The organism is Hahella sp. KA22 (genome assembly GCF_004135205.1).
In the GTDB taxonomy this organism is placed as follows: Bacteria; Pseudomonadota; Gammaproteobacteria; order Pseudomonadales; family Oleiphilaceae; genus Hahella.
Window position 1 is genome coordinate 3,914,621 of sequence record NZ_CP035490.1, and the last position, 14,771, is coordinate 3,929,391.

At 57.4% G+C, this 14,771-nt stretch carries 15 protein-coding genes; 9 read left to right on the forward strand and 6 right to left on the reverse strand.

Going from position 1 to position 14,771, the window contains the following annotated elements:
• Positions 1–45: 45 nt before the first annotated feature.
• The 4 genes from sctE to EUZ85_RS17525 all read right to left on the reverse strand — a co-directional run bounded on the left by sctE (position 46) and on the right by EUZ85_RS17525 (position 2,782).
• On the reverse strand, positions 46–1,185 hold the full coding sequence (sctE, locus tag EUZ85_RS17510) for a type III secretion system translocon subunit SctE (RefSeq protein WP_127970501.1): 1,140 nt from the start codon (positions 1,183–1,185) through the stop codon (positions 46–48).
• Positions 1,182–1,742, reverse strand: coding sequence for a SycD/LcrH family type III secretion system chaperone (locus tag EUZ85_RS17515; protein ID WP_127970502.1), 561 nt, complete (start codon positions 1,740–1,742; stop codon positions 1,182–1,184). Before EUZ85_RS17515 ends, sctE begins: the two co-directional genes overlap by 4 nt.
• An 18-nt stretch (positions 1,743–1,760) precedes the next feature.
• Positions 1,761–2,063, reverse strand: a complete 303-nt coding sequence (locus EUZ85_RS17520) for a hypothetical protein (RefSeq protein ID WP_127970503.1) — start codon at positions 2,061–2,063, stop codon at positions 1,761–1,763.
• A gap of 113 nt (positions 2,064–2,176) precedes the next feature.
• Positions 2,177–2,782 carry a hypothetical protein gene (locus tag EUZ85_RS17525; RefSeq protein WP_241567070.1) on the reverse strand — a complete coding sequence of 202 codons (606 nt, stop codon included), beginning with the start codon at positions 2,780–2,782 and terminating at the stop codon, positions 2,177–2,179.
• 290 nt (positions 2,783–3,072) lie between these two features.
• Here EUZ85_RS17525 and EUZ85_RS17530 point away from each other — a divergent pair, with 290 nt between their 5' ends.
• Together EUZ85_RS17530 and EUZ85_RS17535 are read left to right on the forward strand one after the other, a co-directional pair.
• Complete coding sequence (locus EUZ85_RS17530) at positions 3,073–5,763, forward strand: LuxR C-terminal-related transcriptional regulator (protein WP_127970504.1); 2,691 nt, start codon at positions 3,073–3,075, stop codon at positions 5,761–5,763.
• A gap of 97 nt (positions 5,764–5,860) precedes the next feature.
• Positions 5,861–6,256, forward strand: a complete 396-nt coding sequence (locus tag EUZ85_RS17535; protein WP_127970505.1) for a CesT family type III secretion system chaperone — start codon at positions 5,861–5,863, stop codon at positions 6,254–6,256.
• Positions 6,257–6,659: 403 nt separating this feature from the next.
• On the opposite strand, the gene EUZ85_RS17540 is transcribed toward EUZ85_RS17535, so the two are convergent.
• Positions 6,660–6,920 carry a hypothetical protein gene (locus tag EUZ85_RS17540; RefSeq protein WP_127970506.1) on the reverse strand — a complete coding sequence of 87 codons (261 nt, stop codon included), beginning with the start codon at positions 6,918–6,920 and terminating at the stop codon, positions 6,660–6,662.
• A 226-nt stretch (positions 6,921–7,146) separates the two neighbouring features.
• Positions 7,147–7,368 (reverse strand): hypothetical protein, encoded by a 222-nt coding sequence (locus EUZ85_RS17545; RefSeq protein WP_210408473.1) that lies wholly within the window; start codon positions 7,366–7,368, stop codon positions 7,147–7,149.
• 583 nt (positions 7,369–7,951) lie between these two features.
• Between EUZ85_RS17545 and EUZ85_RS17550 the strand changes: the two genes are divergently transcribed.
• The 7 genes from EUZ85_RS17550 (at position 7,952) to EUZ85_RS17580 (ending at position 14,740) form a co-directional block, all read left to right on the forward strand.
• A complete protein-coding gene (locus tag EUZ85_RS17550) occupies positions 7,952–9,190 on the forward strand; it encodes an ABC transporter substrate-binding protein (protein ID WP_127970507.1) in 1,239 nt (412 codons plus the stop codon).
• A gap of 85 nt (positions 9,191–9,275) precedes the next feature.
• Positions 9,276–10,142, forward strand: a complete 867-nt coding sequence (locus EUZ85_RS17555) for a carbohydrate ABC transporter permease (RefSeq protein WP_127970508.1) — start codon at positions 9,276–9,278, stop codon at positions 10,140–10,142.
• Positions 10,139–11,032: a carbohydrate ABC transporter permease gene (locus tag EUZ85_RS17560; protein WP_206618098.1), complete on the forward strand. Its 894-nt coding sequence runs from the start codon at positions 10,139–10,141 to the stop codon at positions 11,030–11,032. The genes EUZ85_RS17555 and EUZ85_RS17560 overlap by 4 nt, the downstream gene beginning before the upstream one ends.
• A gap of 11 nt (positions 11,033–11,043) precedes the next feature.
• Positions 11,044–12,162: an ABC transporter ATP-binding protein gene (locus EUZ85_RS17565; RefSeq protein WP_127970509.1), complete on the forward strand. Its 1,119-nt coding sequence runs from the start codon at positions 11,044–11,046 to the stop codon at positions 12,160–12,162.
• Positions 12,152–12,964 (forward strand): MBL fold metallo-hydrolase, encoded by an 813-nt coding sequence (locus EUZ85_RS17570; RefSeq protein ID WP_127970510.1) that lies wholly within the window; start codon positions 12,152–12,154, stop codon positions 12,962–12,964. The genes EUZ85_RS17565 and EUZ85_RS17570 overlap by 11 nt, the downstream gene beginning before the upstream one ends.
• Positions 12,945–13,733 carry an inositol monophosphatase gene (locus EUZ85_RS17575; RefSeq protein WP_127970511.1) on the forward strand — a complete coding sequence of 263 codons (789 nt, stop codon included), beginning with the start codon at positions 12,945–12,947 and terminating at the stop codon, positions 13,731–13,733. The genes EUZ85_RS17570 and EUZ85_RS17575 overlap by 20 nt, the downstream gene beginning before the upstream one ends.
• Positions 13,733–14,740: a LacI family DNA-binding transcriptional regulator gene (locus tag EUZ85_RS17580; RefSeq protein ID WP_127974506.1), complete on the forward strand. Its 1,008-nt coding sequence runs from the start codon at positions 13,733–13,735 to the stop codon at positions 14,738–14,740. Before EUZ85_RS17575 ends, EUZ85_RS17580 begins: the two co-directional genes overlap by 1 nt.
• Positions 14,741–14,771: the final 31 nt, after the last annotated feature.

The following is a 14,771-nucleotide window of genomic DNA, read 5'->3' on the forward strand; positions in this document are numbered from 1 at the left end:
AGGGTTGCGTGTAGGAAAACATTGCCAGTCAGGTTTGCGTCGGGCTCAGGCCATATCCCGGATCAACGTCTGATTGGTCTGCTGTTCCTGATTGATGTAATTGACCATCTGACTCAGGGTGCTTTCGCTGTTTGAGGTCAGACTCTTGACATGCTCAATGGCCTGTTCGATGCCGGCCTGATTCTGCATGATCACCTTGCGCACCAGGGCTTCCTCGGCTTTGGCGTCATTCGCCTCTTTGGTGTGTACGGACGCATCGACGCCCGCCGCGCCGCCGCCTACTTGCGCGCCGCTGGACACGAACAGGGACATATTGCGGGCCTGATGCAGTAACGGCCATTCGCTGAGAGACTGCGCCAGCTTACTAAGGTTGCTCGTCGCCGCCTGGCTGGAAGACGAAGCGGTCGCGCCGGCCTGGGTCGCGGCGCCGGCGGTTTTGCCTGCGGATGCGGCGGTGGCGGCCGTTTTGCTGGAGTTGGAGGCGACCGAGGCGGCTTTGCCTGCGGAGGTGGTGGCGGAGGCGTACATACCCGCTCCCGCTGTCCCGATGATCAAGACGGCGGCCACAATCACTGATGCGACGATGGCGTTGGCCGGTTCGCCCATGACGTTGGCCAGGCCTTTGGCGATGGCGTTGGTCAGTTCCGACACCGCGCTTTTGCCGGTGGCCATGCCGACCATTTGGTCCACCGCCACCGCCACCGCCAGCGCCATCATGACGCCGCCGGCGATGGCTCCGGCGCCGGTCGCGATCATCGCCGCCCCGGCGATCAAAGTGGCGGCCGCGGCGATCCAGCCGAACACTTTGGCGAACACGCCGGACTTCTTGGCCTTTTCCATCTCGTTGATGGATTTTTGCAGGGCTTCCATCACTTCTTTGTGGCGTTCCTTGTTTTCCTGGGCGAGAAACTTGGCGTCTTCTTTGCCGCTTTTGACGCCTTCTTCGTCCAGCTTCACCTGCAGACTTTGCAGCGCCAGCAACAGGTCGACGGTGGCTTTAGGCGGCGTCAGCGCCACCAGGGACGACGCGCCGCCGGTGTTTTCGGCGTCAACCGCCGGCAATGGGGTAAAGGAATCAGCCCCGCGTGAAGTTCGCGTGGCGTTATTGGTTGCCTGACTGGCCAGAAACAGCTCAGGCAAATCGGCGTTCAGGACGTCTGTCGGCAAAGCGCCTATCGTGCTCATAGGGCGTCTCCTTGATTGTGTAGAGTGCTGGTTTGAGGGTTGGAAGTCGGGTTGGTTTGAGTGCTGGACTGAGGTTGAGTTTTGTTGTCGATCGCGCCCAGCAGTTCCTGCGCCTTGTGATAAGTCGTCTGATGCTGGGGGCGTCCCTGGGACCAATGCAGCGCCGCCGTCAGACCGTTGCGAGCCTGCTTCAGGTCGTTGAGCGCCAGATAGCACTTGGCGGCCTGTAGCGGCGGCACGGGATTGTCGTGCTGGAGCAGGGCGGAGTAGGAGTAGGCTTCAATCGCCTCCGCATACTTGCCCAGAGACTCGCGGCAGGCGCCCAGTCCGGTCCAGAAACGCACGTCCAGGTGGCTGTAGAGGCATAAAAACGCGAAGGTCTTTTCCGCCTGCTCGAATTTGCGCTGCTGATACAGGTTGTAGCTGATCGTATAGATCGCCTCGATTTCCTCCTGCGTGATGCCTCGGGCGATGGCCAGAGCGCCGCCGCCCTGCATAACCTGTTGCAGCAGCGCCGCGGCGTCTGTGCTGGTGAATGGGTTGGTTTGTTGCGTCACAATGCTTCTCCTTTTGCGTCAAATGCGATTGATCAGCCCAAGTTGAATGCGCGCCAGCTGTAGTCGCGGCGCAGTGGGCTGATGATCAAGCGCGTGTTCGGAACGGTTGCGCAATGCCTGCTCCCGTCGCGCCAGTTCGCCGCGCTCCGCCTCTGACAAACGGCTCTTGCCGCGCGCAATTAAAGGAGCCAGGGTTTCCCGGTTCACTCCCCATTGCGCCATCAGCGCGTCGGTGTCGGCGAACGAGGCGGTCACCGACGCGTGCAGCCGCTCCATTTCGTAGATAAGTTGGTAAGAGAGATTTTCCGTCGCGGTGGACATAGTTCCTCCTGTTTTCGTTTATAAGTCTTTCAGGTATGCAGTCTCTCAGGCATGCAATCCTCAATGACCAGACAAGCCCGATCCGGGACCGGGCGTTAAGCAAAGCAACAGCCTTAGATCTTGCCGAGGATGCCCTGGTTGGTCTGGTGGATATTGCTGTTGGTGTTGGATGGCAGCGTCAGCGACTCATCCCGCTTCTTCATCAATGAACTGATGCGGATCATCTCCAGCTGACTGCGACTGTTGAGGCCGTCGATAAAGGCCTTCAGGTTCTCGATGGAGGTTTCCCACTCATCGCTGTTCTGACAGAAATCGTAGCCGTCGCTGTCCAGATACAGACCGCTGTGAGGCACGCCTTTGTGCTCCTTGTCGTACTTGCTGAGGCCCTGTTGGATGTCATTTTTTTCGAAGAAATCAATCATCTCCGGGGGCATGGTGCTATTGCCTTCGCCTTCGAGCTTGCCTTTCTCGGTGCGGGCGATGGAAAGCATGGCGTTGGCCTGCTTGAGCAGATTGTTCAGCGCCGCCATGCTTTGCAATTCGTCCGCCAACTGTTGCTCCAGATTATTGGCGCGCTCGATCTCCAGAAACATGATGAGTTCCGCCAGGCTCATGACCTGATTATTGATCTGAAATTTATCTCCGCCGAGGGAAGAAATTCCGCCGATGTTTTCCATGGTGTTTCCTCTTTCAAAGTAAGCGGCGAGTCGCTTGGTCATATGCGGTTCGCCTGTTCAGTTAGCTATGGCGGACGGGCTTGGCGCGGGACGCGCAAGGCGTCGCCGTCGCAGCCAGATCCGCCGACAGGGCCAGTATTTTTGAAAGCGGGGGAGCGACGACATATATCGACCGGCTGATTTTGCCGCTGAAAATTTTTTCGCGAGACCCTGTAACTTTTTCCGGAGGGGCGGCGTAAATGAGTTAAACGGCCGCTGAGCAGCGGTCTGAAAATGCGCCACGCAACGATGGCCGATAACAAGACGAACAGATAACGACACAGGTAAACGACATGGACACAGGGCAGTTTTTGAAGGGAAAGTTTTCCTTTCCTTTGGCATCGCAAATCGTTATTTCCCGCAGCCGTTTGACGCGCAAGCTGGAGGCGGCCAGACAGGCGCAGATTCATTGTCTGACTGCGCCCGCCGGGTTTGGTAAAACCACGCTGATGCAGGATTGGGCCGCCCCGCAGAAAGGCCGCGTTATCTGGTTCACGGCTGAGCGCAGCGATAATCGTCCCTTGCGCCTGGGCGGCGGACTGTTAGCCGCTTTCGCCAGCGCCGGTTATGGTTTTCTGGGCTGCAAAGAAGAGCTGGACTTGCTGAATGAGCAGGACGGCGTTGCGCATTGGAGCCGCTTGTTTATCGACGAGCTGGAGACAGCTGCGCGTCGCACTGGCGCCTCTCTGACCCTGGTGCTGGATAACCTGCATTTACTGGACGCGCCTGAGGCCATTGCTTTGCTTTCCTGTCTGGTGCGTGACCTGCCGGCCGCGCACCGCTTATGCCTGCTATCCAGAAATCCGCCTGCTCCGGCGCTGTTCGCCTCCACGTCCTGGAACCGGGTTCAGCACCTCAACGCCGACGAACTGGCGTTTACGCTGGAGGAAGGCAAACAGTATCTGCGGGCGTTGCAGGCGGAAGGGCTCCTGGGGCGTTATGCCGCTCCTGGCGCCCCAGGCATGCAGACGCAGATCAGCGAACTGTGGCGACAAACCGATGGCTGGCCGATCTTCTTCTGCGCCATGGCGAACCGCATGGCCAACAGCAACACGCCGTTCGCCACCAAAGAAGAACTCAACGCGCTGCCAGATTTTCATCGCTATATGGCAGAGCAGGTGATGCAGCCGTTGCAGCTATTACAGAAAGACATACCGGCGCGGTTACATGAACTAGCGCCGATTAGCGAATTTAATCGGGATTTACTGAGTCAGTGCCTGTTTCCTGGCGAATCTCCCGCTCTGATTCAGGTGATGATTCATCACACCGGATTGATCGTCAAAGCGACGCAGTCAGGCGATGAGTACCGCATGCGCCGGCCTTTGCGGAAGCATCTGCGCCAGGACGCGACATCGACCGCGGAGGCGTCTGCTCTGTTCGATAAGGCGTTCAGATGGCGTTTGGCCAACAACCAGGGCAGGGCGGCAATTAGTTTGTGTATTGATAACAGTTATTGGCGGGCCGCCGTGCATCTGCTGGAAAAGCTGTATCCCTCCCTTGTCAGTGCTGGATGCTGGACGCAGGTGGTTCAGTGGCTGGCGGCTGTGCCGGCGCATATCGTCGGGCAACGGCCGCTTCTGCAGATGTTATTGGGGCGGAAGGCGTTGTTTGAGTCAGCGTCCACGTCTGCGCTTATTCACTTCAAACAGGCGCAGTCGCTGTTGTCGTCCGCGCAGGCGCTGGATCATCCCGACGGGGTGTACGACGCCGCCTCCAGGGCGAAGTGGCTGCAGGAGGCGTCCGCCCTGATAGCGTCTACTCAGGCGCTTTACCTCACGGGTCATGATCAGTCTCTTGCTGAGCAAGATTCGTCTTGCCTGCTGACCCGCTATCACCAGGGGCTGCATGCACTGCATCAGGGGCGTTTGCATGAGGCCAGAAAGCGACTTAACGAAGTCATGGAGGCGGCCCTGGCGGATGATCCGGGGATGTTGACCCAGGTGATCCCGGTGTTGGGCTGGCTGCATTATCTGACCGGAGAAACGGACCTGTGGCGCAGTGGACTGGCCTCGCTGCGGGAGCGCGTCGCGCCAGGTTGCGACCTGCCGCATGGGTTCGCCTGGACCAGCGCATCGACCTTGTTCGGCATGCTGGAAAACGCTTCCACAGAAGAAGTGAAGCAAGGATTGCAAGATGCCTCTGTGTTGCACGGCCTGTGCGCGCCAGCGGAACTGCGTTTCAATCTGGCGGCGGCGCAGATGTTGTTGGCGATCCGCGAGGCCCGCTGGGACGACGCGGGAGAAGCGTTGCTGGAAGCGGAGGTGCTGCAGCACTCAATCCCCCATCCTGTGCGGCGGACGCTGTTTTCATTGCCTGCGCTCAAGGCGCAAAGACTGCTGGCGCAAGGCGGCGAACGCGAGGCGCTGCACCTGTTGCAAGCCTGGGGTGGTCACTATGACCAGGCCTGTTTCGCCACCCAACACGAGCAATTAATACTGAGCGAGGTGCTGTTCGCCTTGAACCGTCCCGAAGAAAGCCTGGAACCGGCGCGTCAGGTGAGAGCCTGGGCGGAGCAACATCGTTGCGGCTTGTTGCTGACGCAAGCGCTGGCGATCGAGGCGTTGGCGTTACAAAAGCTGGGGCGAGAGGAAAAAGCGCAGCAGGTGTTTCACGACGCCTTGCATGTCGGTCGCATGACCAGCAGCGTACATTCTCTGGTGAGAAAAGACGCGCCGGAAATGAAACCTTTGTTGTCAGCGGCCAAACAGCTGGGACGTTATCCGGCCTATGTCGGCAGATTGATCGAACATTACGGCCAGGATATCGCGCAGGATGACGATGACAGCGCCAATCTCGCCGCCTTGAGTAAACGTGAGAAACAGGTACTGGATCTGCTGGTGACCGGCATGTCCAACCCCGAAATCGCCGACGCCCTATGCCGTTCTTTGGGCACGATCAAGATTCACGTCCATAACATTTACCGGAAACTGGGCGCCGCCAACCGGGTGGCGGCGATCAATAAATACAACGTCGCCACCGCCTGACGCCTTCCGGGAAAAACAGAACCAGATCTGAATAACCTCCGACGCCTCAAGGCGTCTGGAGCAGGATACTTACGCCTTAAAATTCAAGGAGACGCCCATGCACACTTACAATCAGTTCGAAAGCCTGTTATTTCGTTTCTGCCAACGCCACCAGATCGCCATGATCCGGCCGGACGCCAATCTGCACTATGTGGTGTATATCGATAATCTGGCGGTGCGCTGCTTTTCCCAAAGCGGGAGCATCTACTTGCAAATTGATCTGGAAGAACTACCAGGAGCAGGGCCTGAGCACACTCAAACAGGCAAACACCTGATGCAACAGTCGCTATTGGACAGCCTGCAAACCTCCAGCGTCGTCGCACTGGACCAACAAAACCGCGTCATCCTGTTCCAGACACTCCCCCTGGACGACTGCCAGCTACACGACCTAGAAACCGCCATGGAAACTCTTGCTAATCAGGCGGAAGCTTATGGGGGGATATTGGGGAGCTGATGAGTATGGGTGCGATGACGAGAGCTGTGCTATAACGGAATTCAGTAGTAAGAGTCTTGGTCTCAGCAACTCACCGTGGACCAATAATTATGAGCTCAGGATTTCCCTGAATGCTCATACCGAAGATTCAGCATCTGAAAGTTTAGCCCTCAAGGTTTGTGAAGCAACAGCAATCCCGATGAAGCTTGCGAAAATATACTCAAGTGGCGGGTCCAACGACATAAATATTAGTGCCACAGCACAAACTGTCGAGCACAGAAAGGCCAGGGTTAACAGAAGCCGCGACCGAACCTTTAAAAGCAGGAGAGTGGGTAGAAGGAACGTAATGGTTGCTAACACGAGACTCATTAGAACAGCTCTCCAAGTGGATCATCTTAGGTAACAAGAGCATGCCGAAAAATGCTTATTGGGCCATATACTGATCAAAGATATTAAACTCTTCGGTAAGATCTATTATGGTTCCTCCACCTGAAATAACTTCAATATGACCACAATTATGATAAGACTCCAACATTAGAGTTAATTCATTTTTAACTTGGTCAGGAATGGACTCTAAAATTGATTTGTCTTGGTTGGCTACTACTAAATTCATTACTTCCAAAACTGTATCAACTACACCCAGCCTGTGACTTTTAAACTGATCCAATATGTCATCCAAGGTCATTCTGTACTTTTCCTACTTTTGATAAACCAGGACGGTATATTCTTTAGGCTAACCCGCTCTGCACATTTTTTCCTATATTCCAGGAAATAGCTCTGCTTTAGCTTTTCTTGATCCTCCAATAGTAGTCCCGCTGCTTAATCCCCCATGTAGACTGCTTGGCCGTGGACTTCTGATGTGAGGCTTCAAATTAGCCAACCCTGAAAGCTTTTAGCCAAATCATATAGCACTATGCCTTCCACTCAACTACCCATTGAGACTCTTCGAAGTACTTTTTCAGCGACGCCATGTTTTCCACCCAACCGTCGTGCCCATCTTCAAATGACTCTTTCGCTGAGGTGATAATCAGGTAACCGCCTGTATTCTCAGTATCATCAAGCACCTTCACGAAGAAGCCGGCGTCATCTCCCGCTAATATCTTTCCTACAGTACTTATTAATCCGGCAGACAAATAGCTTCCTTCTATTTGTCTGCAACGACAGGGCCTGCACAGGTCAGGCCCTGTCTCCCGCGGCTTGTCGCCGCGCAGGCGCGTCCATGCGCCTGGTGATTAACATGCCAATATCATTGCCATGTTAATAGCTTGATCGTTTCCATAGAGCTATCAGCCCACAAAAGGTATGTGATTATTGAGTGTAGGTGGGTTAAACCCGGTTTATAGGTTTCAGGATGTGCGTGCGACTTGGTTGGCGCATGGCTACCAGATAAAGAACCTGTGTTGCGTTAGTGTACGCTGGAGAACGCCAGAAGAGTATGTCCTTGTTTTGGGAGCATGGATGGGCCGAAACAGACTCCCTTCGTCCAGAATCAACCATCTCAGTCCCACCTTGCACGCGCGTGCACTAAAAACCTTAAACCCGCTTTCACTTTGTTGTCATCTGGCCGCCGCACACTGCATTTCGTGAGCGCCGCCACGAATTATCAGGCTGTTACCGGGATCGCTTTCGCTGGTTGGAAATTTTGCACACGGGTGCAAAGGGCGGGGCGGTCGCTGGTCAATCACTGACATACATCGTTATAACAAGGGGTCAATCATGTTGAGTAGAAGTGCATTATCACTGGCGCTGACCGCGTCTCTGACACTGGGCGCCGCCGGCGCCAACGCGGCGGATCTGGTGATTGCCGGACGCGACGGCATCTACGGCCAGGCGTTGGATGCGACGGTTGCGCGCTATAAGGAAGCGCACCCCGACATGGATATCGAATTACTGAAACTGCCCTACGGCAGTCTCTATGAAAAGCTGGTGATCTCCCTGCGCGAGAAGTCCGGCGCCTACGATCTGGTGTTGCTGGACGATACCTGGGCCACGGAGTTCATGGGCAACGGCTGGTTGGCGAATCTGGAAGAGCAGGGCAAGGTTACCGGCGATTTCATCGCCGCCACGCTGGATATTTCCCGCTATCCCGTCGCCGAGGGACCGGCTTATTCACTGCCCATCGTTGGTAACGTGGCCATGTTCGCCTACAACCAGGCGCTGTTTGATCAATACGGCCTGAGCAAACCCGCCAACTGGGACGCCGTAAAAGTCGCCGCCAAAACCATTTCCGCCAAGAACCCGGACACCAGCGGCGTGGTGTTTCGCGGCCAGAAGGGCAACCCCATCGTCACCGGCTTTCTGCCCCTGTTCTGGGCCCATGGCGGCGTTATTGTCGATGACGCCGGAAAGCCTCAAGTAAATTCAGCACAGGGCGTGCAGGCGCTGGAATCTTTTCTGGAGCTGAAGCAGTACGCGCCCAAGGGCATCGAAGTGTATAACTCCACGGAAGTTCGCGACGCCATTCAACAACGCAAGACGGCCATCGCCATTGAAGTCTGGCCGTCCTGGGCGCCGTCCATGGATGATCCCAGCCAATCCAAAGTCGTGCAGGAGATGCAGGTAATGGCCGCGCCGGGGCAGGTGAACGGTTCGTCGCCCATGCTGGGGATCTGGCAAATGGGCGTGACGGCGGATGCGAAGCATGACAAGAACGCCCGAGACTTCCTCAACTACCTGACCAGCGCGGACAACCAGAAAACCCTGGCGCTGGAACTGGGCCTGCCGCCAACCCGTCGCAGCGTGTACACCGATAAAGACGTCGTAGCGAAGTACCGCTGGTATCCCAATCAATTGGAAGCGTTAGAGCACGGCAAAGCGCGCCCCCGCATCAAACAATGGAACGAAGTGGAGAGCATTCTGGGGGATTACCTGCAACTGGCGATGATCGGGCAGATGGATGCGCGCACCGCGCTGGATCAGGCCAATCGCAAGATCGACCGGGCGCTGAAGCGTTAACGAACGCGCCACCGCAACGACTTTTTAAGAACAAGCGCGCAGGCGGCGAAGCAGGCTCTTCGCCGCCGTTTTCATGGAGATTTAAATGCTGTTTCGTTCCCGCCTGCAGTTACTTCTGCTGATGTCACCCGCCACACTTTTGTTGGCGATGCTGACCCTGTATCCCATCAGTCAGATTCTGATCAATGCGTTTTCCTATGTGGATTATGTCGGCGCCGAGCGTCAGTTCGTCGGTCTGGACAACTTTGTGGAGTTGTCGGAAGACTGGTTTTTCGCCGGCGCCATAAAGAACTCCTTGAGTTTCTCGGTGCTGGCGTCGCTGCTGCAGGTCGGCCTCGGACTGGCCTTGGCGGTGCTGTTCGACCGTCAGTTCACCGGACGCCGTTTTGCGCTGCCGGTGATCATCTATCCGATGATGCTGTCCACACTGGTGTGTTCCGCCATCTGGCGCGCCTGGTATCACTATGACTTTGGTTTTTTGAACAATGCGCTGCTCAGCCTGGGGCTGGAGCCGGTGCAATGGCTGTTTGACCCGGACATGGCGCTGTTTTCCGTGATGCTGGTGGATATCTGGCAATGGACGCCGATGGCGTTCCTCATCATCCTCGCCGGCCTGCAATCCATTCCCGCGGACATCAAGGACGCAGCGCTGACCGACGGCGCGCGGGGCTGGCGACGGTTTCGACATATCACCTTGCCGCTGATCATGCCTCAGGTGCTGCTGGCGCTGCTGCTCAGATCCATCGACACCTTCAAGCTGTTCGACAAAGTCTACGCTCTGACAGGCGGCGGGCCGGGGAACAGCACAGAAACCCTGTCGCTGTTTATCTACAAACAGGGCTTCAAGTTTTTCAATCTCGGTCTGGCGTCCGCCGCGGCGCTGTTGATGCTGGCCATCGCCTGCGCGTTGAGCGCGGTGTATGCGTGGCGCTATGTGGGAGCTAAGTCATGAGTGCGATCAAACAAACGTCAGTCCCTGTTTTTCCTGACACTGTTGCGGCGCCTTTCTCTGGCGTTTCACGTCTGTCTGCGCGAACCCTGGGGTTCTACCTTGCTCTGGGCGCAGCGTTGACGTTTTTTGCCCTGCCGATAGTGTGGATGGCGGGCATCGCCTTTACGCCTTCCGGGGAGTACGTCAGCGACAGTCTGAGTTTGCTCCCGGCGCATCCGACTCTGGCGCACTTTGAAGCCTTATGGCGAGACGGCTTTCCCGGACGTCTGGCGAATACCCTGATCGTCGCCGTGGGCGCCACCTTGCTGGCGTTATCGCTGGGCTTTCTGGCCAGTTACGCCCTGGTGCGTTTTCGTTTTCCCCGTCGGCTGGATCACACTTTTCTGTTGTTGGTGCTGGTGATCAAGATGATGCCGCCGATTGTGGTGGCGATCCCGTTGTTTCAATTGCTGAAAGGCCTGGGACTGCTGGACAGTAAGTTGGGCCTGATTCTGGTGTATCAGGTTTACACACTGCCGTTTTGCATCTGGATGCTGCTGAGCTTCGTGCGCGACGTACCCCTGAGTCTGGAGGAAGCGGCCAGCCTGGAAGGCGCCGGTTTACTGCGTCGCCTTTGGCATATCGTGCTGCCTCTGTGTGGTCCCGGCTTGGCGGCCACCTTTATTTTCACCCTGATCATGGCCTGGAACGAGTTCCTGTTCGCCTTGCTGTATCTGTCTACGCCCAGTCACTTCACCTTGCCTCTGTACGTGTCCAATTTCATCACCGAAAACGAGACTTTCTGGGGGCAACTGATGGGGATTGGCCTGCTGTCTTCGTTACCCATGCTGTTGATGGCGGGATATGTTCAACGTTACTTACTGCGTGGCTTCGCCATGCAAATGAAATAGGAATTTCGCTGATGGCTTCCGTTACATTGCAAAACCTGGGCAAGCAATACAAAAAACAGACCGTGCTGCGGGATATCCACTTACAGGTCAGAGACGGCGAGTTTCTGGTATTGGTGGGGCCTTCTGGCTGTGGCAAATCCACACTGCTGCGCATGATCGCCGGGCTGGAAACTGTTTCCGGCGGCGATATCCGTATCGGCGAGCGCTTGGTGAATCAGCTGGACCCGGTGGACCGGGGCATCGCCATGGTGTTCCAGTCCTATGCGTTGTATCCCCACATGACCGTGTGGGACAACATGGCGTTTGGCCTGAAAATGGCCGGCGTCGCCAAACCGGAGCGGGAGCGGCGCATTCAACAGGCGGTGGAATTGCTGCAACTGCAACCGCTGGTCCAGCGCAAACCGGCGGAGCTGTCCGGCGGTCAGCGTCAGCGCGTGGCCATTGGGCGTGCGATCGTGCGCAAGCCGGAGGTATTTCTGTTTGATGAGCCGCTTTCCAACCTCGACGCCAAACTGCGGGATCAGATGCGGGTGCAACTGTCCGAACTGCATCAGCGCCTGGGGGCCACCATGATTTACGTCACCCATGACCAGAAAGAAGCCATGACCATGGCGGACCGCATCGTGGTGATGCGCAATGGCGTTATCGAGCAAGTGGGTACGCCCCTGGAGTTATATCATCAGCCCGCCAACCGCTTTGTCGCCGGTTTTATCGGCTCACCCGCCATGAACTTTCTGCCCGTGCGCATGAGGGCGCTGACTGCCCGTGATGTTTCTCTGGAGCTGCCGTGGGGGCAGGCGATTCAGGTCGACGCGTCCAGATTTAACTTGAATGCGGGGGGAGCAGGCCTGAAAGCTGGCGTGCAACTGGAGCTGGGCATACGCGCTCAGGGGCTCGTCATCGACGACAGCAGCGACCTGCGCATGCAGGTTGACGTGGTGGAGGAGCTGGGCAATATCGCCTATGTGCATGGACGTATTCAAACGCATCGTCTGATCATGGAGACAACTACCCGAGCGCCTCGCGCCGGAACCGAGGTGGGCGTCAGATTAAAGCCGGACATGCTGCATCTGTTTGACGAGCATGCGATGAGTCTGGCCTCGCAGATGGAGCGCGCCCATGCTGCTTGAGATTATTGGAACCGGCGAAGCCTACGACCGTTATCGGGTGAACGCCGCGGTACTGGTGCAGGAACAGGACTTCCGCCTGCTGATCGATTGCGGACCAACAGTGCCCCAGGCGCTGTGGCGGCGTCAGTTGGCGGCGGACGCTATCGACGCGATCTATCTGACCCACATTCATCCGGATCACGCCTCCGGCTTGACCGCGCTGTTGAACCAGTGGGGCTCCGCCGGGCGGCGTCAGCCTTTGCAGATTCTTTGTCAGCCCGGTCAGCAGGCGCACCTGGAGTGGATGTCCACTTATGCGGCCTGGCCTGAACAGTTGCCCTTCGCTATTCAGTGGCGCGACGCCAGCCTGACCACGGAAATCGGCCCCTGGACGCTGCAAACGGCGCCGACCCAGCACAGCGTTAGCAATCTGGCGTTGCGCCTGGAGCAAAAAGGGCCCGTTTCCCATCCTACGGGCTCTCTGTTTTACAGCGGAGACGGTCGTCCGACCGCCGCAAGCGCCAGCTTGATGAGGGGATGCGTGATGGCCATGCAGGAGTGTTTTTCTCCTATGGAGCAGGGCGAGGGCAGCCATCATGGCGACTTGCCCGGCTGCCTGCGCCAATTGCAAAGCGCCCGTCCTCGTCATTTATTGCTGTATCACATTGAAGACGGCCAGCATACCGCTGTGGCCGAGTCCATCCGATCTCGCGTCGATGTGTCGGTGGCGGAGGATGGGGAGCGCTGGTGTTGCATCACCGGCGCGCCACTGAACGCGCGATTAGATCAGCAAGGAGAACGCTATGCAGCGGGAGCAGGCTGAAGCGATTCTGCGGGAAGCCGGCGAACTGGCGCTGAGTTATTTCAGTCAGCGCGCTTCCTTGCGAGTGGAGCGAAAGGCCCGCCAGGATCTGGTCAGTGAGGCGGATCGGAACGTGGAGAGCCTGATACGGCGGCGCATTCAGGCGCTTTGTCCCGATGACGGCCTGTTTGGCGAAGAGTTTGGCTTAGCGGCGACTTCCCGCTCGCATGGCGGCGCAGCATGTGTCTGGGTGATAGACCCCATCGACGGCACTACCAATTTTCTGCGCGGCATTCCAGAGTTCGCTATCACTCTGTGTCGGGTGACCGACGGCGGGCCTGATATGGGACTGATCTATCATCCCCTTAGGCGGGAGATGCTATTCGCCGCCAAAGGCCAGGGCGCCTGCCGCAACGGCGTACGTTATCAGATTGAGTCGACGCCAGTGACGGCGGATAACGCTGTGTTGGGTCTGGGCTATAACCTGAAGTCGGACAATGCGCAGCGGGCCATCTCTATCATGGGCCGTTGGACCGAGGCGGGCTGTGTGACCCGGCAGACAGGGTCGGCGGCGGTGGGACTCAGTCAGGCGATTATCGGTCTGACCGACGGTTTCTACGAGCCTCAGCTGAACAGTTGGGACGCCCTGGCGGGACAGTTGATCGCAACCGAGGCGGGCTTACGCAGTTCCACGTTTCTGTGCGGAGAGCGTTTGACCCGGGGCGGACCAGTATGGATCGCCCGACCGGAACTGTTTGATCTGGTCAGGGAAGAGGAGACCGCCTGGTGATGCAGGACAAACGCATTACATCCGATGATGTGGCGAGATTGGCGGGGGTGTCACGCTCCGCCGTTTCCCGCACCTTTACTCCTGGCGCCAGCGTGTCGGAATCGACGCGCAACAGTGTCATCGCCGCCGCCAGAAAACTCGGGTACCGTCCCAACGCCCTGGCGCGCTCACTTACGGGACAACAGAGCGGTCTGGTGGCGGTGGTGATGGCGGAATTCGCCAATCCCTACGAATCCCAAGTGTTTTACGCGCTGACTCAGGCGCTGCAGAAGCTGGATAAGGTTTCCATGCTGGTGACGCCGGATGAATCCGGCGACATCAATAACTCATTGCAGCTGGTGGGCGCCTATCAGGTGGACAGCGCGATTATCGCCGCCGGTTCGTTGTCGCTGCAGGCGACGCAGATCTGTTTGACCATGGGAATTCCCTCTGTGTTGATGGGCCGCGACGACCCTTTCGGCAAAATCTGCTCGGTGCAGACCGATAACCGCATGGCTGGACGCCTGGCGGCGGAGCATCTGGTGAATTCCGGCGCCCAGCGACCTGCTTATATCGGCGGCCGTCCCGACGGACAGGCTTCTCAGGAGCGCAAGCAAGGTTTCTTAGACAGTCTGCGGGACCAGGGCGTCGAACCGCTGGGCCATTGCGACAACCCGGATTACAGCTATCAAAGCGGTTATCAAAGCGCCCTGGAATTACTGCAACGTCGTCCGGAAATCGACAGCCTCTTTTGCGCCTGCGACGCGCTCGCCTTCGGGGCCATGGACGCGATACGTCAACAACTGGGCCGAAAGACGCCGCAAGATATTCAGTTTGTCGGCGCGGACAACGTGCCCATGGCTGAATGGCCGGGTTATCAGCTGACCACCATCAGCCAGCCCGTGGAGCTGTTGGCGCAGGCGGTCATGGAAAATCTGGAGATCATTCTGACCCAGGGCCAGGCCATGGCCCGTTCCCGCCGCGTCGCCCCCTGGCTGGTGTCGCGGGCGACCACTCGTAATTCTTGATGGCTTGTGGCGGTTTAAAAGCCCCCCTGAA